This window comes from Paraburkholderia sediminicola, assembly GCF_046026855.1.
Taxonomy (GTDB): Bacteria; Pseudomonadota; Gammaproteobacteria; order Burkholderiales; family Burkholderiaceae; genus Paraburkholderia; species Paraburkholderia sediminicola_A.
Genome location: NZ_JAQQET010000036.1, coordinates 22,791 through 43,085 on the forward strand (window position 1 = coordinate 22,791; position 20,295 = coordinate 43,085).

The 20,295-nt window shown below is 66.1% G+C and carries 4 protein-coding genes; 1 reads left to right on the plus strand and 3 read right to left on the minus strand.

From position 1 onward, the window contains the following. Window positions 1-15: 15 nt before the first annotated feature. Window positions 16-2,214, minus strand: coding sequence for a TonB-dependent siderophore receptor (locus PQR40_RS31205; protein WP_408510569.1), 2,199 nt, complete (start codon window positions 2,212-2,214; stop codon window positions 16-18). A 256-nt stretch (window positions 2,215-2,470) separates the two neighbouring features. On the opposite strand from PQR40_RS31205, the gene PQR40_RS31210 reads away from it, so the two are divergent. Beyond that, on the plus strand, window positions 2,471-3,280 hold the full coding sequence (locus tag PQR40_RS31210; RefSeq protein ID WP_408510570.1) for an AraC family transcriptional regulator: 810 nt from the start codon (window positions 2,471-2,473) through the stop codon (window positions 3,278-3,280). Window positions 3,281-3,348: 68 nt separating this feature from the next. On the opposite strand, the gene PQR40_RS31215 is transcribed toward PQR40_RS31210, so the two are convergent. Both PQR40_RS31215 and PQR40_RS31220 read right to left on the minus strand, forming a co-directional pair. Further along, window positions 3,349-8,901 (minus strand): non-ribosomal peptide synthetase, encoded by a 5,553-nt coding sequence (locus tag PQR40_RS31215; protein ID WP_408510571.1) that lies wholly within the window; start codon window positions 8,899-8,901, stop codon window positions 3,349-3,351. Window positions 8,902-8,917: 16 nt separating this feature from the next. Beyond that, window positions 8,918-20,287: a non-ribosomal peptide synthetase gene (locus tag PQR40_RS31220; RefSeq protein WP_408510572.1), complete on the minus strand. Its 11,370-nt coding sequence runs from the start codon at window positions 20,285-20,287 to the stop codon at window positions 8,918-8,920. Window positions 20,288-20,295: the final 8 nt, after the last annotated feature.

Consider the following 20,295-nt stretch of genomic DNA (forward strand, 5'->3'; position numbering starts at 1 on the left):
GCTTATCCTGTTTGCTTACCAGCGGTAGCGGGCGGTGGCGAGGACTTCGACGCCATCGCCGAAGTGACAGATGCCGTAGGTCTGGCAGGACGCCACGTAGGTGCGGTTGAACAGGTTCTTGCCGTTCAGCGAGAACAGCCAGTGCTTGCCAGTTTCGTAGCGGACAGCCGCGTCGATCAGCGTGCGCGAGCCGACATGGATCGTGTTCGTCTGGTCATAGCTCGCGCCCACGTAACGCACACCGCCGCCGAAGCTCAGGCCGCGGAAGGTGCCCGCATGCAGCGTGTAGTCGAGCCACGCCGATGCCACGTTGCGCGGAATGCCCCACGTTTGCAGGCCTTGCAGCGAAACCGTCGAGCCGTTGACGGTCGTGCCGGTCAGGTTCGTTTCCGTCGATACGCTGCTTAGATACGTGTACGAAGCGATCAGGTCGAGGTTGTCGGTCAGCGCCGCATGGCCTTCGAGTTCGACGCCGCGGGCGCGCACCTGGCCGATCTGCACGCTATAGCCGAAGTGGTCCGGGTCCGAGCTCGACACATTGCGCTCGGTCAGGTCGAACAGCGCTGCGGTGACAAAGCTGTTGAAGCCGGGCGGCTGATACTTCACGCCGATTTCGTACTGGTCGGCCGTGGTCGGGCGCAGCGGCGCGCCGCTGTAAGTCGCGCCGATTTGCGGATTGAACGACTTCGAGTAGCTCGCGTATGGCGCGATGCCGTTATCGAACAGATACACGAGACCGGTACGCCACGTGAACGCGCGATTCGATTGCTGGATGTCGTAACCCTGGAGCGGATTGTTGTCTTCGGAACGCGCCCAGTCTTCACGCACGCCTACCAGGAAGCGCCATTTGCCGTAAGCGATCTGGTCTTGCGCGTAAGCGCCGAATTGCGACATGCGGTCCATGTCGTCAGAGGTGGTCTTCGTGCCCGAGATCGGCAGGTAGACCGGAGCAAACAGATTCAGGCTCGGCTGGACGAAGTTCGAGCCCACGGTCTCGTTGTACAGCACGCGCTGAAAGTCGAAGCCGAACAGCACGGTATGCGACAACGGACCGGTCGAGAATTTCGCCTGAGCCTGGTTGTCGACGGTGAAGAACCTGGCCGTTTCCTGGTTCGTGAACGAGTAACGGTTGACCGTGCTCGTCGAGCCCGTGACATAGCCATTCGGGTAGGGGAACACGTTCGCGAGGTCGTCGCTGACCACCGTATAGCGCATGTTCTGACGGACCGTCCACGTCTGGTCGAAACGATGCTCGAACTCGTAGCCGAGCGAATATTGCGTGCGCGTGTGGTGATCGTAATCCGTGTCGCCGACGTTCGTATGGCTCGAAATCTGTCCGTTCGGATTGAACAGAACGCTGCCGCTCGCCGGCACGTAGTTGTAGTAGCCGACGTCCGGGTCGCGCTGGTACTTCGCGAGCACCGTGAACGTGGTGTTTTCGTCAGGCTTCCAGGTGATGGCCGGCGCGATGTAAAGGGTTGACTGCTTTACACCGTTCACCTGGGTCTTCGCGTCGGAGGCGAGGCCGGTCAGGCGATATGTCAGCTTGCCGTCCGAGGTCAGCGCGCCGCCCATATCGAAACCGAATTCGGCGCGGTCATGGCTGCCGGTGGTCACGAAAATTTCGTGAAGCGGGTCGGCGGTCGGACGCTTGCTGACCAGGTTCGCGATGCCGCCGGGGTTCGCCTGACCATACAGCACTGACGACGGGCCATGCAGAACGTCGATGCGCTCGAGCCCGTACGCGTCGAAGCTCGGCACGGCGTAGCCGAAGGCGGAGGTGCTCGGCAGGCGCGTGCCGTCCAGGTACTGTTCGAGGAGGAAGCCGCGGCTGTATAGATACGGGGCGGCGGAGGTCGAATCGCCCTGCTGCTCCGAGATCACGCTGGAGGTGTAGCGCAGCGCTTCGGCGACGTTGTTCGCGCCTTGCATCGTCATCTGGTCGTTCGTGACCACGGAAACCGACTGGGGCGTTTCGATCAGCGGCGTATCCGTTTTGGTCGCCGTGACCGCGCTCACCGGCACGATGCCATCGGCGGAACCGACCCGCGAATTGTCGCGTGAGCCCGAGACCTTGACGGGCGGCAAGCTGGACGAGTCGGCTGTCCCGCTCGCCGGAGCGTCCGACGATGTTTGTGCATACACCGCCGAGCTTCCGCTCAGCAGACAGAACAGCAAGCTCAGCGCGGTCGATCCGCGCACCCCGGTACTCATGTTGATTCCCCAATTGACTGTTAATGATAGTGCGAATGATTCTCAATAAACTTCTAACTGCTGTTTTGGCTAGCTCTTGATGGCTATCGATACATCTTTAAAACGGGTGGGGGTGCGACGGAAGCGCGGGCCGTTACGCAGGCCGCATAGCAATATAATCTGATAGCCTGTCGTCAGTCAGGACAACATTGACATAAAAGTGGACAAAATTGGCTGATTCAATGTGTTAACAGAGAGATAGGTATTTTAATAAGCCATGACTCAACCCAAATTGCAAACTTTCGGCGATGGTTTTGCCGCCCGAAAGGTGATTGCGCAGGCGATCGACTACGGCGACGGGACGCATGAAATCGCCCACATTCACCATCGCGCGCAACTGGTCTACGCAACCAGCGGCATCGTACGTGCGATCACGCCGCTCGGTCTGTGGATGCTGACGCCCGGCAACGCCCTGCTGATCGGATCGCAGATCGAGCATGAATTGCATATGGTCGGACAGGTTTCTATGCGCACGCTGTACATCGAGCCGGCTTCGCTCGCGCCGCAAAAGCAGGAGTGCCGCGTGATTCCGGTCGGCGATCTGTTGCGTGCAACGATTCTCGGCATGTTCGACGCTGCCCCCGACGAAGCCGGCGAGAGCCGCACGGCCCTGATCGTGCCGTTGATCCTGCGTCTTCTGGAGGACGCAGCGGACGGCGCAGATGGTGCGCGCACCGCGCGCCTGCCACTGCCTGCCAATGTCCGCCTGCGGAACATCTGCGAAAGCCTGATCGCGCAACCCGCCAGCAACGACACGCTGGAATTGTGGGCGGACCGGGTCGGCGCCAGTTCGCGCACGGTCGCCCGGCTGTTTCGCCAGGAAACCGGCATGAGCTTCGGGCAATGGCGCGAACAGTTGCGGCTGGCCGAGGCGATGTCCAAACTGTCGGTCGGCCATGCGGCGAGTCAGGTTGCGCAAGACCTGGGTTATGCCGACGTGCGCACCTTCACCGTGATGTTCAGGCGCGCGTTCGGCAGCACGCCCCAGCAGTTCCGCCAACAGTTCCGCGAACCGCTCGCCATTTGACCTGGCGCGGGAGCGCGCTGACGTTACGCCGACGCGCGCAACGCGGGTTCTCGGCAGCGGGCGCGACCTCATTCGAATAGTCCGCGTACGCTGTCGAGCAGCATCGGGTGATGCATGATGCTGGTGTGTCCGGCGGGGATTTCCGCCAACACGGTTTCGCTTGTACCGGTGCGCGCGGACCAGTCGCGCGGTTTGCCGCTGTCGATCGATTCGGTCGACCACCAGAGCGAGAGCGGCGTGCGCAGCGCCGGCATCCGGAAGGTATCCACAATACGGCCGTGCTCGAGAATCACGTCGCAGGCATCTTCGAATAACGCACGCTCGGCGGCGTTCACACCGCGCGCGGCATGCTGCGCAATCCAGATCCGCAACGCGCGGACTTCGGCCTGCACGTCGTCGTCGAGATCGCGATCGGGTAGCGCGTCGATGAGCCCGGCGAGCGCGAACTGTTCACCGCAGCGTTCCAGTTGCTCGACCATCGACATCACCACCCGTCCGCCGAACGACCAGCCGAGCAACCGGTATGGGCCACGCGGTTGCACCGCACGGATACGCGCGACGTAATCGGCTGCCATGTCGTCGAAGTTTTCCGCATACCAGTTGCTGTCGCTGAGCAACGGTGCCTGCAAGCCGAACAGCGTCGCCTTGCCGTTCAGCGCTCGAGCGAGCGACCGGTATTCGGCCACCAGGCCGTGGCCCGCATGAATGCAGAACACCGCGTGGGGAGCGCTCAGATCGTTGAGCGGGACAAGGCCTGCGGGAAGCGGTCCGAACCGTGCGGCATGATCCCCCGCAGCAGACGGCGACAGCGATACGAGCTGTGAGCGCGCGAGGGTGCCGAGCGTGACCTCGAGACGAACGCGTTGCATCCACAGCGCGAAGACCGCGCGATCCTTTTCGACTGCTTCGGGCGAGTCCTGCGTGCTCGGCTGGGCGGCCTCATGGGCCGCTGGTTCGCCCACGTCGGCACGCACCGATGCATTGTGCGATTGAGCGGGCGCGGCACCGGCACCGGCGTCGATCAAACCGAGCAACACGTCCTCGAAGCGGCGCGTGAGCCGAGTCACACTTGCCTCGCTCAGCACGCCAGGGCTATACCGCCAATGAACGCTCAGGCGGTCAGCGGAGATCAGCGCGCCGATATCGAGTGCGTGATCCATCGTGTCGCTATCGTCTGCTTGTGCGCCGGAGCGCTCGCCGGCAAAGCCGAAGGGGCCACCCGAAGGCAGCGCCTGATCGAATCGTCCAAGATAGTTGAAGCGCAACGATGCGGCTGGCAGTGCGGCAATCGCCGTGCGGCTTGCGTCTTCGCCGAAGTACTTCAGTGCGCCCCACGAAAAGCCTTTGTCGGGCACCGCGCGCAGTGTATTGCTCACCATGCCGAGCGTTTGCGCCGGGTCGGCATGATGGGGCAAGGCGAGCGGATATTGCGTCGTGAACCAGCCGACTGTGCGGCTCAGGTCCACCCCGTCGATCAGATCTTCACGCCCGTGGCCTTCGAGATCGATCAGGAGGCGCGATGCGCCGGCCCACGGCCCGAGCGTTTGTGCGAGCGCGGCCAGCAAGATTTCCTCGGTGCGCACGCCGTCCGCGCGCGAGCCGCGCTGCAACAGTCGCTGGGTCGCGTCCACCGTCAACTTCACTGAGACCACGCGGCTTGCCGACAGACGCCGGTCGCCTTCGCCTTCGAGCGGCAGCGCGGCGCTCGCGCCATGCAGCATGCGCTGCCACCACGCCAGCTGCCACAAACGTTCGGCTTGTTGCGCATAGTCGGATTGACGCGAGGCCCATACGCTCCACGGCGTCGTAATAGCCGGCAACGCGGCATCCGGTCTTTCATACAGCGCTTGCAACTCTTCGAGCAGAACGCGCCATGAGACGCCGTCGACAACAAGATGATGAATCACGATCATGAGACGCCGTTGCGTGCCCGAGTCGAAATACGCCGCGCGCAGCAACGGCCCGTGCTGCAAGTCGAGGCTGCGATGCAGCGCCGCGCCGGCGGTGGCGAGGTCGGCCTCCCATGTCTGCGGCGAGAGCCGGACGTGTTGCAGCAAGGCAGCCGTTTCGGTGGGTGCGACGCGTTGCCGCCAGCGCGGCGCGCGATTCGCGCTGCCGTCCGGCACTGCGGCGTCGCGTTCGAACCGCAGGCGCAGCGCGTCGTGCCGCGCGATCCACTGTTGCAGCGCGGTTTCCAGCGTGGCGGGATCGAGCGCGTCGCGCACTTCCAGCAGGACCGCCTGATTCCAGTGCGCGAGCCCTTGCGGATGCTTATCGAAGAACGCGGCCTGGATTGGCGTCAGTGGTTGCGTGTCGTGCAATTCGGTGGCGGCGGACTGCGCGTCTCTATCGACGTCGCGTGCCACTTGCGCCATTTGCGCGACGCTCGGATGTTCGAACACCTGCTTCGGCGTCAGCACGAGACCCGCGGCGCGCGCGCGCGCCAATAGTTGCAGACTCAGAATCGAGTCGCCGCCGGCCGCGAAGAAGTTGACAGTCACGCCACCGACCTCGCACCCCAGCACCTGTTCCCAGATATCCAGCAACACCTGTTCGCGCGGGTTGCGTGGCGCAACGCGCTCCGCCATCGGCGTTGCCGCCGGTGCGGGTGCCGGCAAGGCGCGGCGATCGAGCTTGCCGTTCGCCATTGTCGGCAGACGGTCGAGTGTGACGAAGGTGGCCGGCACCATGAAGACCGGCAGGCGTTCCGCGAGCGCATCCTGCAGCGCGCCGGCCCGTGCGTTGCCGACGACGTAGGCCACCAGTTGCTGCTGTTCACCATTCGCGTGCAGGACGACGGCTGCTTCGGTCACCTCCGCGCAATCGCGCAACGCCGCTTCGATATCGCCGAGTTCGATGCGCTGGCCGCGCAGTTTGACCTGCTGGTCGAGTCGACCGAGAAACAGGATCGCGCCGTCCTCGCGGACGCGGCACAGGTCGCCGCTGCGATAGAGACGTGCCCCGGGCGCCCCGTCAGGATCCGGCACGAAGCGCTCGGCGGTCAACGCCGCGCGGCCGAGGTAACCGCGCGCCACGCACGCGCCGGTGATGCACAACTCACCTGCGCCGCCGTGCGGCATCCGGTTGCCGTCGGGATCGAATACAACGGCGCCGCGTCCCGGATAAGGGCGGCCGATCGGCACGACCGCCTGGGCGGCATCCGCGCTGCACGTGGCATGACGCAAGGCCGCGATCGCGGTTTCGGTCGGTCCGTACAGGTTGTCGAGCGCGATGTGCCGTAGCGGCCCGCCTTGCCAGCGTGCGAGTGCGTCGCCCGGCAGGGCCTCGCCGCCCACAGTGATCCGGCGCAACTCGCGCAGCGCTTCGGCGGACGGCGCACTGCGTTGCCATTGTTGCCAGAGCGCCGTCGGAATGCGTGCGAAGGTGACCTTGCCGTCGACGAGCGTCGCATTCAGCGTGTCGAGCGTCCACGCTTGCGGCCCGCGCATGTGTACGGCGCCGCCGGCGAGGAGTGCCGGCAGGAGTTCGTGCAACGCGACATCGAAATTGATCGTCGACGATTGCAGCATCACGTCGTCGGCGCCGATGCGGTAGGCGTCGCAGAAGTCGCGCAGATGCAGGCTCAGCGCTTCGTGATCCAGGGCGACGCCTTTCGGGCGACCGGTCGAGCCCGAGGTATAGAGCACATAGGCGAGTTGGCGTGGATGCACGGGCTCGTCCCAACCGGCAGGATCTTCATTGGCGACGTCGTCGATATCGATCTGTGGGCGGCCGGCGAACAGTTCGCCGAGTGGGTCACCGTGTTGACCACCGTGGGCGCAATCCACGATCACGGCGACGACGCCTGCATCGTCGAGCATGTCGCGCAGACGCTCACTCGGATAATCGGGGTCGAGCGGCACGTACGCACCGCCCGCTTTCCACACCGCGAGCAACGCGGCGGGTAGTCCGACCGAGCGGGTCATGCAGACGCCGACGCGGGTGTCGGCTCCGACGCCCGCGCTTTTGAGGCGGCGCGCAATCCGGTTGCTCCACTGATCGAGCTCACCGTAGCTCAGCATCGCGTCGCCGCAATACACCGCGGGCGCATCGGGCTGCGCCGCCGCCCGGGCGACAATACGCGGCACCACCGGCACGAACGGATAACGCAGTTCGGCCTGCGAAGCGAGCGTCGCGCCGGACAACGCGATGTCGCCGGGCTTGAGCATCGGTTCGCCGACGAGTTGTTCGAGCACTGCGCGATAGTCACGCGCGAAGCGCTCGATGGTGGCGGCGTCGAACATGTCGCGCGCGTAGCTGAAAATCGCCCGCAGGCTGTCAGGTGCTTCGATCACGTTCAGTGTGAGATCGAAGCGCGCCGTGCCCGCGTCACTGTCCACCGGTGCGGTACTGAGGCCCGGCAATTCGATGCGCGCGGCCGGATCCGCGTAATCGAGGTTGAACATCACCTGAAACAGCGGCGCGTGAGACAGATCGCGGCCAGTCTGCAAGCGGTCGAGCAGATGCGCGAACGGCAGGTCCTCGTGTGCCTGGGCATCGAGCACCGTATCGCGCAGCGTGCGCAATTGCTGCTGCGCCGACAGCGACGGCGAGATCCGGCTACGGATCACCAGCGTGTTGACGAAAAAACCCATCACGGCGTGCGTCTCGGCGCGTTGACGTCCCGCCACGGGCACGCCGACCCAGATATCGGTTTCGCCGCTATAGCGATTCAGCAGCAGATTGAACGCATGCAGCAACGTCATAAACGGCGTCGCATCGTTGCGGCGCGAGAGGTTTTTCAGTTGGGTGGCGAGCGCCGCGTCGAGATCGAGCGCGTGACGCGCGCCGCTGCCGTCGCGCAGCGCCGGTCTGGGCCGATCCGCGGGCAGTGACAGCACGGGCGCGGTGCCCGCCAGTTGATTGGACCAGTACGACATCTGCCGTGCCAGTGTGTCGCTGTCGATCCACTCGCGCTGCCATCGCGCGACGTCGCTGTACTGGAGTGCGGGTCCTGGGGACGATATGGCGTGGCCGTACTGCGTCTCGCCGTAAAGCGAGACGAAGTCGCGAATCAGGATGCCCATCGACCACGCGTCCGAGACGATGTGATGGATCACGATCTGCACCACATGCGACGCGTCGCCGACTCGCAACACGTCGAAACGCAGCAGCGAGTCACGTTCGAGGTCGAAGGGCAGCGAGGCGTTATGCAAGAGCCGTGCGCGTAGCTGCGCCTCGATGTCTTCCGCGCCTGTGTGGTCCGCCGTCGCGCGCAGATTCTGATAGACCGCATGCATGCTCGCGTCCGCCGTGCGGGCAAACTGGAACGGCACGCCGCCGTCTTCTCCGAAACCCGTTCTCAGCACTTCATGGCGTTCGACGAGCGCCGCGAGCGCGGCATCGAGTGCGGCCGTATCGAGCGGCCCGTCGATACGCAGTGCGCGCGAGATGTTGTACGCGTTGCTGGCGGGGTCGAGGCGCCACAGGAACCACAACCGTTCCTGGGCATGCGACAGCGGCGCACGTGCCGGCCGGATCGCGAGCTGCACGATCGGCAGGATCGAACCGTCGATGCCATGCTCGCGCAGCCGCGCCTTGAAGCGGGCCCGCTTGTCAGCGGGCAAAGCGGCATAACGTTGCGCGATGTCGAAATTTTCTTGACTTGCGTCGATAGGCATGGGGTGTCTCAAGGTCTCAATCCAGTTCGGCCAGCAGCTGTTTCATCGTGTCGCGTTGGGCGGCTTGCGCCACCTGGGTTTGCGCTTCTCCATCGGACGCCTCGCGCAGCGACTCCGCGAGCCGCGCGACGGTGGCTTGCGCGAGCACGGCGGCGAGCGGCACGGTTTGCTGCAAGGCGCGCGTGAGCCGCGCGGCGATCTGTACCGCGAGCAGCGAATGGCCGCCGAGGGCATAGAAGTTGTCGTGCACGAATACCGTCGGCACGCCGAGCACGTCCTGCCAGATCTCGGCGATCGTCTGCTCGACCGGATTGCGCGGCGCGATCGCGGGCGCGTCGGCCGGCGGCGCGGGCGGCGGCAACGCGCGGAGGTCGAGCTTGCCGTTGGGCAGCATCGGCAAGCGCTCGAGCATGACGAAGGCGCCCGGCATCCACGCTTCGGGCAAGCGTGCGCTCAGCGCCTGGGTGAGCGACTCGGTTTCGACCGCGCCAACCACATAGGCGATCAGGCGCTGATGCTCGCCTTCGCCATGCAGCGCGACGAGTGCCTGCGTGACGCCCACGCAACTGCGCAGCGCGGCTTCGATCTCACCGGGTTCGATACGCTGGCCGCGCAGCTTGATCTGCTGGTCGATCCGGCCGAGAAACTGCACCGTGCTGTCCGCGCCGAAGCGGCACAGGTCGCCGGTTCGGTACAGACGCGCGCCGGGCGAGCCGTCCGGATCGGGCACGAACTGCGTGGCCGTCAGACCTGGCCGCCCCAAGTAACCGCGCGCGAGACAGTCGCCGCTGATGCACAGTTCGCCGATGCCGCCGTGCGGAACCCGCAACCCGTCGTCATCGAACAGTGCGACGCCGCGCCCCGGATAGGGACGTCCGATCGGCACGATCACGTGCGCCTCGTCGGCGGCGCCGGTGCGGTGATAGAGCGCCGCGACCGCGGTCTCCGTCGGACCGTAGAGGTTGTCGACGCTAATCGCCCCGAGCGGGCCGGCGCGCCAGCGGGCGAGCGTATCGCCGGCCAGCGCCTCACCGCCGACGGTGATCTGCCGCAAGGCCCGCAACGCTGCGGCGGGCGGTGCCGCGCGCTGCCATTGCTGCCACAACGAGGTGGGAATGCGCGCGAACGTGACACCGGCGTCGACGAGCGTCGCGTTCAGCGTATCGATGTCCCACGCGTCAGGGCCGCGCATTTCGACACGACCGCCTTGCAGCAGCGCGGGCAGCAGCTCGTGCAACGCGACGTCGAAATTGATCGTCGACGATTGCAGCACAACGTCGCCGGCGCCGATCCTGTAGACGGACTGGAAGTCCGCCAGATGCAGGCTCAATGCACGGTGACTGAGCGCGACGCCCTTGGGCTTGCCGGTCGATCCGGAGGTGTAGATCACATAGGCGAGTTGCTCCGGCTTGATCGGCTGATGCCAGCCGGCCGGCGCCGTGTATTCTCCACTCGTGACGGTGTGGTCCGCTTCGGCAGCGTCGGCGGCATCGATGCGGATCACCTCGCGTCCGGCGAACAGCGCGCCCAATTGTGCGATGCAGGCGGCGTCGGCAACTACGTGGCGCACGTCGGCATCATCGAGCATGCCGGCCAGACGCTCGCGCGGGTAGGTCGGATCGAGCGGCACGTACGCACCACCGGCCTTCCAGATGCCGAACAGCGCAGCCGGCAGACCGACGCCGCGCGTCACGCACACGCCGACGCGCTGATCGCCGCGCAGGCCGGCGTGCTTGAGCCGCGCGCCGATGCGGTTGCTCCAGTCGTCGAGCTGGCGGTAGCTCAACGTGGCGCCGCGGCACGCGAGCGCGATGGCGTCCGGCTGGCGGGCGGCGCGTGCGCTGAAGCGCGGCATGACAGGTTCGAAGTCGTAACGGCGTTGCGGCTGCGAGTCGAGCGTCTCGCCGGACAGCGCGATGTCGCCGAGTCGTGCGGTGCGACGGCCATGCGCCGGGTCGTGCGCATTGTCAGGACCCACGACGGCGGCGGTCAGTTGCGTCAGGATCCGCTCGTAGTCCACGGCGAGCCGTTCGATCGTCGAGCGGTCGAAACGCTCACCGTCCCACGCCCATTGCAGATCGAGCCGCTCGCGTGGCAGCACGGCGAGCGTCAGCGGGTAATGCGTGCGGTCGGCGCTCTGCAGGGCGCGAATCGTCAGGCCGTCGCCGTCCGCTTCAAGCGCGCGATCGAGTGGATAGTTTTCGAATACGAACAGCGTGTCGAACAGGTTGTCGCCACTGCGGCCGGTCCATTGCTGGATGCGCGTGATCGGCGTGTGCTCGTGCTCGCGCAAGGCATGGTTCAGCGCATGCAGCTCGCGCAGCCAGTCGGTGATCGGCGCGTCGGCGGGGGCGTCGACCCACAGCGGCACGCTGTTGATGAACAGCCCCATCATCTGCTCGACACCGGGCAGGTCAGCCGGACGGCCGGACACGGTCACGCCGAAGGCGGCGCGATGACGGCCGCCGTAGCGTGCGAGCAGGATCGCCCACGCGCCTTGCATCAGCGTGTTCAAGGTCACCTGGGCGTGCTGCGCAGCTTGCAGCAGTCGGATGCGCAGGCTGTCGGCGAGGCGCGTCGACCAGTCATGTGAGCCTGGCTCGCGCTGTTGCGGACGCCCGAGGCTGGGCGCGAGCAAGGCCGCGTCGTCGGCGTGGCTCGCCAGGGTGCGCCACCAGTCGGCATGATCGCGGGTGGCGGTGTCGTGCGCGAGCCAGCGGACATAGTCGCGATAGGGGGCAACAGGCGCAACCGGCGCGGTGGAAGCGCTGGTCGCGAGCCGCGTTGCGCTTGCGCCGCGCTGCGTGCGGGCTCGATAAGTTTGCGACAGCGCGTTGAGCAACTGCGCGCTGCTCCAGCCGTCGAGCAATGCGTGGTGGCTGGTCCACACCAGATCGTGCGCAGCGTCGGGCCGTGCAAACAGCGCGACGCGCATCAACGGCGCGCGGCCCGGATCGAAGTCACTGCGTAGGTCGGCGGCGAGCCATTGCGCGAGGCGCGTACCGTAATCCGCAGCGTGGGCGCGCCAGTCATGCGTCGTGAACGGCACGTCGGCATGTCGATGCACCACCTGAAGCGGGCCGCTTTCCTGGCCGAGTTCGAAATGCGTTCGCAGCACCGGGTGCTGGTCGAGCATGTCCTGCCACGCAGCGAGTAACGCGCGTGGATCGAGTGCGCCGTCGAGCGTCAGCCGCAACTGGTTCAGATACATGCCCGCGCCGGCCGTCAGCAGGCTATGAAACAGTAGGCCTTGCTGCAGCGGCGTCGCCGGATAGATGTCTTCGATGTCGCTGAGCGGCAGCCGCATCGCCTCCAGCGTGCGCTGGCCGATACGCGCGAGCGGGAAGTCAGCGGCGGTGGCGCCGGCCGGTGAATCGACGCAATGTGCGATGAGTTCGCGCAGCGTCTGCGCGGTGCGTGCGGCGAGGCGTTCGACTGCGGCCGCGTCCAGCACGTCAGGGCTGAAGCGCCAGTGAAGATCGAGCACGCCGTCCACCACCAGCGCGGTGATGTCCAGCAGGTGGTCCATCGTGTCGGCGCCCGCGAGCGGCGCACCGGCAGAGTCGTGAGAAAAGTGCAGACGTGGGGCGCCATCCTGTGAATTCGTCGCGTGACTGCCGGCGAGCGCCTGATCGAACTGGCCGAGATAGTTGAAGCGAACCTGAGCGCCTGGCCAGGCCACGAGTGCCGCCTGGCACTCGGCGCCGGCCGTGCCGTCGAGCGTGCCGTTTCTGCCGGCCTCGCGCAGACGGCCGAAATTGAGCCCTTGCTCCGGCACGGCGCGTAACGTTTCTTTTACCGCGATCAGTGTCGCCGCCGGCGTCTGTGCGCGCGGCAAGGCGAACGGATATTGAACCGTGAACCAGCCTACCGTTCGGTCGAGATCGACTGTGTCGAACGACGTGCTGCGGCCGTGTGCTTCGAGATCGATCAACACCGGCGTGTCATTGTTCGACGACGCGCCGAGCGTTTGCGCGAGCGCCGCAAGCAGCAGATCGTCAGGACGGGTGCGGTATGCGTGCGACGTGTGTTGCAACAGACGGCGCGTGCTGTTTGCATCGAGTTCGATGCTGACCGTGCGGCTCGCGGCGAGACTGCGATCGATCATGTCCGGGGCGCGCTCGCGGACGAGGCCATCCGGCAACGCACGTTGCTCAGTCGTGAGCGTGTGCGCCCAATAGTCGAGTTCTGCGGCGGCCGGTGCGGGACCGTTCGCCTGGGCGTCGACCCACGCGCTCCAGGGCGTCGTGAGGGAGGGCAACGGTTGGTCGGCGTAGAGCGCCTGCAGGTCATCGAGCAGAACACGCCACGACACGCCGTCGACGGCGAGGTGATGAATCGCGATCAGCAGACGGCGACTTGAGCCCGCTTCGAAATAGCCTGCGCGCAACAGCGGACCGTGCTCGATGTCGAGACTTTGCTGGATCGCCGTGCCTTGCTGCGCCAAAGCGTTGTCCCAGTCGGCGGGATCGAGTGCGATGTGGCGCAGCAGTGCAGCGTCCTCGCGAGCGACCACACGCTGTTGCCAGGCTTGGGCGTCGCCGTCGCGTGTAAAGCGCAGTCGGAGCGCATCGTGGCGCTGGACCAGCGCGGTGAGCGCATCGCTGAGGCGGTCGGGGTCGAGCGCCTCGGCGGCGTCGAGCAGCACGGACTGATTCCAGTGCGACTCGCCATCCGGACGCTTTGCGAAGAACGCTGCCTGAATCGGCGTCAATGGCAGCGCGTCGTGGCGCTCGGCGGCGCGGCTCGTCTCATCAGCGCAGGCGGTCATGAGCTGGGCCTGTTGCGCGATGGTCGGATGCTCGAAAATCTGTTTAGGCGTGAGATGCCAGCCGGCGCTGCGTACGCGCGAAATCAGTTGTAGGCTCAGGATCGAATCGCCGCCGGCCTCGAAGAAGTTGACGGTGACGCTGGCCACGGGATGGCCGAGCACGCTCTGCCAGATCTCGAGCAGGGTTGCCTCGCGCGGCGAGCGAGGCGCGACCACCGGCGTGTCGTCGTCCTGCCATACGGGTTCAGGCAGCGCACGCCGGTCGAGCTTGCCGCTGGGCGTGAGAGGCAGCGCAGCGAGCGTGACGATCGCCGAGGGCAGCATGTGCGCCGGCAACGAACGGGCGAGCTGGGTTCTTAGCGTGCTGGTATCCGCTTCGCCGGTGATGTAGCCGACCAGACGCTGCTGCGCGCCTTCGCCCCGGATTGCAACAGCGGCGTTTTTCACACCGTCGCATGCACAGAGCGCGGCTTCGATCTCGCCAGGCTCGATCCGGTAACCGCGCAGCTTGACCTGCTGGTCGAGCCGGCCGAGCGGTTCGGGACGGCCGTCGTCGCGCAGCCGGCAGAGGTCACCAGTGCGGTAGAGGCGTGCCCCGGGCGGGCCGTCTGGATCGGGCACGAAGCGCTCGGCGGTGAGGCCCGGACGGCGCAGATAGCCGCGCGCGAGATTGCTGCCGCCGATGCACAGCTCGCCGAGTCCGCCGTCAGGTACGGCGAGTCCGTGCGGGTCGATCACGCGCAGCACCGTTTCGGGCAACGGATCGCCGTGGGTGATGGGCTGAGCGGTGAAGACCTGGGCGCCGGCCGAATAGATCGTGGTCTCGGTCGGGCCGTACAGATTCCACAAGGCCACGCCACGCGCGATCAGCGCAGCGGCGAGATCAGGGTGCAGCGGTTCGCCGCCGCTCAGACCGAGCAGCGGACGGTGCGGCACGGACAGATCGGCCCGCCAGCCGGCTTCGAGCAGCATGCGCCAGCCGCTGGGGGTGGCCTGGAATACGGTGGCGCGGCTGGCCTCGAGGCGCGCGGCGAGTGCGATGCCGTCACGGGCGGTGTGCGAGGAGACGAGTTCGAGCGGCACGCCACGCACGAGCGGCAGACAGAACTCGAGCAGCGAGATGTCGAACACGGGCGCCGATTCGCTGAGCCAGAGGTCGCCATCGCGCAGGCCGGGTCGCAGATCGATACTGGCGACGAGACGGTCGAGCGCACCGTGGGTGACGCCGACGCCTTTGGGCTTGCCGGTGGAGCCGGAGGTGTAGATGACGTAGGCGAGCTGGTCGGGGTGGATGGGGGGGAGCGGTTGCGCGCTGCGATCGGAATGGGAGCGGGAAGTCGGAGCCGGAGCCGCAGAGACAGTCGAAGCAGAGCGGAAAGCAGAAACAGAAGCGGAAGCCGCGTCGCTCCGCACTGCGGCCACGTCCACCACCTCACGCCCGGCAAATGCCGCACGCCTGTGCTGATCGGCAACCACACCGGCACCGGCAACCGCACCTGGATCGGCATCGGCCACCACATGCAGCACCTGCGCGTCATCGAGCATCGCGGCGATGCGTTCGGCCGGATATGACGGATCGACGGGCAGATAGGCTGCGCCGGCCTGCCACACGCCGAGCATCGTGGCGAGCAGCGCGGGCCCACGCGCGACGCAGACGGCCACGCAGGCATCGCGCCGCACGCCGTTATTCACGAGACGCTGGGCGATGGCCGAAGCCCAGTGAAGCAGTTCGCGATACGTGAGACTTTCATGCTCACCGGTGAGCGCAACGGCATCGGGCCGTAGTGCACCGGCCTGCACAATACGCTGGACCACCGGCACAAAAACATGACCCGCCAGCGGCATCGCGTCGCGTTTCGACGAACTCAAGCTCAACGAACGCAATTCGATCTCAGGCTGCGCAATCACCTGATCGACCAGTTCGACGAAGTGGTCCGCCATCCGTTCGATCGTCGACGTCGCGAAAATGTCGTCGGCGAAATCGAAGTGCAGACGCACATGATCCGCCGCGCCGGTGACGTCGAGTTTCAGATCGAACTGCACCGCATCCGCTTGCGCATCGCGCGCCTCGATCCGCAAGCCGGGCAGCGCTTGCGTCGGCGCTGCCGCCTGCTGATAGTTGAACATCACCTGAAACAGCGGCGTTGTGTTGCGTTCACGGTTCGGCTGCAACGCTTCGACGAGCCGCGCAAACGGCAGGTCCGCGTGTGCATGCGCGTCGAGCGAGCGCTGCCGGACGTGCGCGATCAGCGCGGCGAACGTGTCCGCGCGGCTGACGTCCGCCGTCATCACCAGTGTGTTCACGAAGCAACCGATCATCCGTCCAGTCTCGACTTGCGTGCGGCCCGTGACCGGCACGCCGACGCGGATCTCGTTCTGTCCGCCATAGCGTTGCAACAGGACGTCGAGTGCCGCGAGCATCACGATAAAGAGGCTGGCCAGCTGCGAATCGGCGAGATGACGCAGCGCCTGCATCCGCGCGGTGTCGAGTGTGCGGACGGCGCGGCCGAGTCCTCGCCGCCGTTGTGCCGAGCGCGGCTGTTGGAGGGGCAGTTCAAGTACGGGATCGGTTTCGCCGAGCAAGTCGCGCCAGTAGCCGAGCTGGCGCGCGAGCGCTGTGTCGTCGGCATGCAGTCGTTGCCAGCGCGCGTAATCGCCGTATTGCACGCCCAGTTCGGGCAGCACGGCGTCGGTGTCGGCGTGTTCCAGCGCCGCGCGATACAGCGTGATCAGTTCGTCGATCAGCAGATCGACCGACTCGCCGTCAGCGATGATGTGATGCAGGGCGAGATGCAGCACATGGTGCTCGGCGTCGATGTGAATCAGCGTGACGCGCAGCAGCGGATCGCCAGTCAGATCGAACGGCGAACGCGCGGCATCGCTCAGTAACGACGCGACACCGGACTCGCGTGTGTCCGGCGCACGCGCACGCAGATCGTGCGCCGTCCATGTGTAGCGCGGCGCGGCATGAACCTCCTGATAGCCGACACCATCCTCTTCGCCGAACGACGTGCGCAATGCCTCGTGCCGCAGCGACAGCGCGTCGAAGGCGCCATGCAACGCGATGGCGTCGAGCGCCCCGTGCAGATTCACCGCACACGTGATGTTGTAGGCGGTGTCCTGTGGATCAAATTGCCAGAGGAACCAGAGTCGTTCCTGGGCATGCGAAAGCGGCACGCAGGTCTGCGCAGCCGGACGCCGCACGAGCGGTTGTCGCAGCGGCTGCCCGTCAGGATGCCCGCTGGCAATCGCCGCTTCCAGTTGAGCCGCGAGCGTGCCGAGCCGCGGATGATCGAAGAAGATGCGCAAGGGCAGTTGCACGTCGAAGGCCTGTTCGATTCGTGCCGCAAGCTTGACCGCCAGCAACGAATGACCCCCGCGGGCAAAGAAATCGTCATCGGCATCGACATGGGCGACACCGAGCACCTCGCGCCAAAGGTCGGCGAGGCGTTGGCCGGCCGGCGATAGCGATGGCAATGACGCGTCGGCGTTCGCACCGTCAATCGCACGGTTGGCGCCGAATGCCGCGTCGTCCGGTGCGGGCAACGCGTGGCGATCGAGTTTGCCGTTGATCGTGAGCGGCAGCGCGTCGAGCACGACGTAGGCCGACGGCACCAGATGCGCGGGCAAATGTGCGACGGCATGGTCGCGCGCGGACTGACGCAGCGTATCCGCACTGCGGCGTGCGACCAGATACGCGATCAACTGCGCTCCGAGTTGCGGATGCTGGCGCGCGATCACTTCAGCTGACGCGATATCCGGATGGCTCAGCAACGCCGCGCGCACTTCGCCGGGTTCGATACGAAACCCGCGCAACTTCACTTGCGCATCGTTGCGGCTGAGATAGGCGAGGTCGCCGTCCGGCAGTCGCCGCGCAACGTCGCCGGATCGATACAAACGCGTGCCGGGCAGGCCGAACGGATTGGGAACGAAACGCTCGGCTGTCAGCGCGGGACGATTCGCATAGCCACGCGCGAGGCCGGCGCCGCCGACATACAGTTCGCCCTTCGCGCCTGGCGGCACCGGGTTCAGGTCGGCATCGAGCAGATGCAATTGCAGATCGTCGAGCGCGCTGCCGATGGGGCTCAAAAGCGCCTGCGTCGTGCCGTGAATATCGCTATCGCGCAATACACGATGCGTGACGTGCACGGTCGTTTCGGTAATGCCGTACATGTTGACGAGCGCCGGCGCATGCGCGCCGCGCGCGCGATGCCATGCGGCGAGCGCCGCGGGTTCGAGCCGTTCGCCGCCGAATACGATCACGCGCACATTTGCGAAGGATTCGGAGGCTGCGAGGTCGGCCTGCATCAAGGCATCGAAAGCGGACGGCGTCTGGTTCAACACCGTCACGCGTTGTTCACACAGCAGGCGCTGCAGCGCAGCCGGTTCGCGCGTTGTCCAGTACGGTACGACGACGAGCCTGCCGCCATGCACCAGCGCGCCGAACAGTTCCCACACCGAGAAGTCGAATGCGTGCGAATGGAATAGCGTCCAGACGTCGTCGGAGCCGAAATCGAACAGCGCAGCCGTGCTGTCGAACAGGCGCGCCAGATTCACGTGCGTGACGCCGACGCCTTTTGGCCGCCCGGTCGATCCGGACGTATAGATCACATAGGCGAGTTGTTCGGGATGCGGCGCCGCTTGCAGTGGCAGGGCCCCCGCGTCGGTGGCTTCGAGGCCTTGTAACGCCGCCGCGTCGACGATCGCCACGCCGTGCTCCGCAGCCCATGCGCCGAGCGACACGACGCCCTCGGCATCCGCGACGATGCAGCGTACGTTCGCATCGAGCAGCGTGTCGTGCAGGCGTTCGGGCGGATAGCGCGGATCGAGCGGCACATAGGCCGCACCGGCTTTGAGAATACCCAGCGCGCCTGCGACGAGCGCAAGCGAGCGGCCCGTGCAGAGGCCGATGCGGACATCGGGCGCGAGCGTCGTGCCGGTTCGTTCGGCGATGCACCGGCCAATCCGGTTCGACCAGCTATCGAGTTCGCGGTAAGTCAAGGCGCCGGTCTCGCCAGTCACGGCCTCTGCATCGGGCCGTGAGCGCACGTGGTCGGCGATTCGCTGCAAGACATCGCGCGGGGCGTGAGCTTGCTGCGTGGTTTCTGTCGCCGGCGTGGGTAGTGACGTCTGCGCAGTGTCGCTTAGGCACAGGTCGGCGATGCAAAGACTCGTGTCGCATGCCAGTTGCCCGAGCAGTTCGACATAGTGGTCGGCGAGGCGTTCGATTGTCGCGGCGTCGAAGCGGTCGGACGCATAGACGATGTTCAGCCGCGCGCCGTGATCGTGTTCGACGACGTTGAACGACAGGTCGAATTGCGCGGCGCCGGTTTCGATTTCGCGCGTCGTGATGCTCAAACCCGGCAGCGACAACAATGCCGCGCGATCGCTGCGCTGCATGCTGAACATCGCGTGAAAGAGCGGAGTGTCGTCGTTGTGCGAAGTCTGCAGCGACCGGACCAGGCGCGCGAACGGCAGAGCGCGATGCGCCTGGGCGTCGAGCAAGGTCTGACGCGTCTGCGCGAGCAGCGAGCCGAAGGGCAGGTTGCCCGCCAACTGCTGGCGTACTACCAGTGTGTTGACGAAAAAGCCGATCAGGTTTTCGGTTTCGACACTGTCGCGTCCGCTCGACGGCACACCGATGCGCAGATCGCTCTCGCTGCTATACCGGTACAACAGCGTGCCGAAGGCTGCCAGCAGCGCCATGAAAAGCGTCACGCCTTGCGCGGCCGCTTGTGTCTGCAAGCCTGCTAGCAGCGCCGCGTCGATCTCGCGCCGTACACGGCCGCCCGCCTCGCTCGGCTGATGCGCGCGCGGGCGGTCGAACGGTAACGGGGAAGGCGGCGTGTGCATGCCGAGTTGCGCGCGCCAGTAGTCGATGTGCGTTTGCAGCGCGTCGCCGTCGAGCCATTCGCGTTGCCATGCGGCGCAGTCGCGAAATTGCAGCGTGGGCGCGGCGGTTGGCGCTAGCCCTTCGCTCGATGCCTGCCGATAGGCGTGTGCCAATGCGCGGATCAACACGGTCATCGAATGCCCGTCGGTGACGATGTGATGCAGGGTCAGCAGCAGGACGTAACGCGTGGGGCCGATGCGGAACAGGTCGGCTCGCAGCGGCGGACCGGCTTCGAGGTCGAACGGTTCGACGGTTGCTCGGCGCAGCGCGGCATCGAGTGTTGCATCGAGCGCGGCGGGGTCGGTGCCGCGCAGATCATGCAGGCGACAAGCGGGCCGTGGCGCGCCTTCCGCCGTCTGTCGCAGTTCGCCATCTGCGCGCTGGAAGAAGCGCGTGCACAGACTCTGATGTTGCTGCGCGACGCTGGCTAGCGCGTGATCGAGCGCTGCGGCGTCGAGTTCGCCGTCGAGTTCGATCGCGCCCGGCATGTGATATGCCGGGTTGTCCGGTTGCAGTTTCCACAGGAACCACAGGTGCTCCTGTTCGAACGACAGCGGCGCATCGTCGCCGGACGCGGCACTTTGCGCGATGGGCACGATCGGCAACGCCGCCGGATCGATGTGCTGTGCGGCCACACGTCGCCGGAAAGCGGCGCGCCGCTCGGGCGGCAGCGCGGCGTAACGGAGCGAGATGGCCTGCATCTGCGGAGTCGGTTGGGTCATAAAGTCAG

Excerpts from the sequence above, each read along its gene's own strand:
- PQR40_RS31210 (WP_408510570.1), top strand. The coding sequence starts at position 2,471 with ATGACTCAACCCAAATTGCAAACTTTCGGCGATGGTTTTGCCGCCCGA.
- PQR40_RS31215 (WP_408510571.1), bottom strand. The coding sequence starts at position 8,901 with ATGCCTATCGACGCAAGTCAAGAAAATTTCGACATCGCGCAACGTTAT.
- PQR40_RS31220 (WP_408510572.1), bottom strand. The coding sequence starts at position 20,287 with ATGACCCAACCGACTCCGCAGATGCAGGCCATCTCGCTCCGTTACGCC.
- PQR40_RS31205 (WP_408510569.1), bottom strand. The coding sequence starts at position 2,214 with ATGAGTACCGGGGTGCGCGGATCGACCGCGCTGAGCTTGCTGTTCTGT.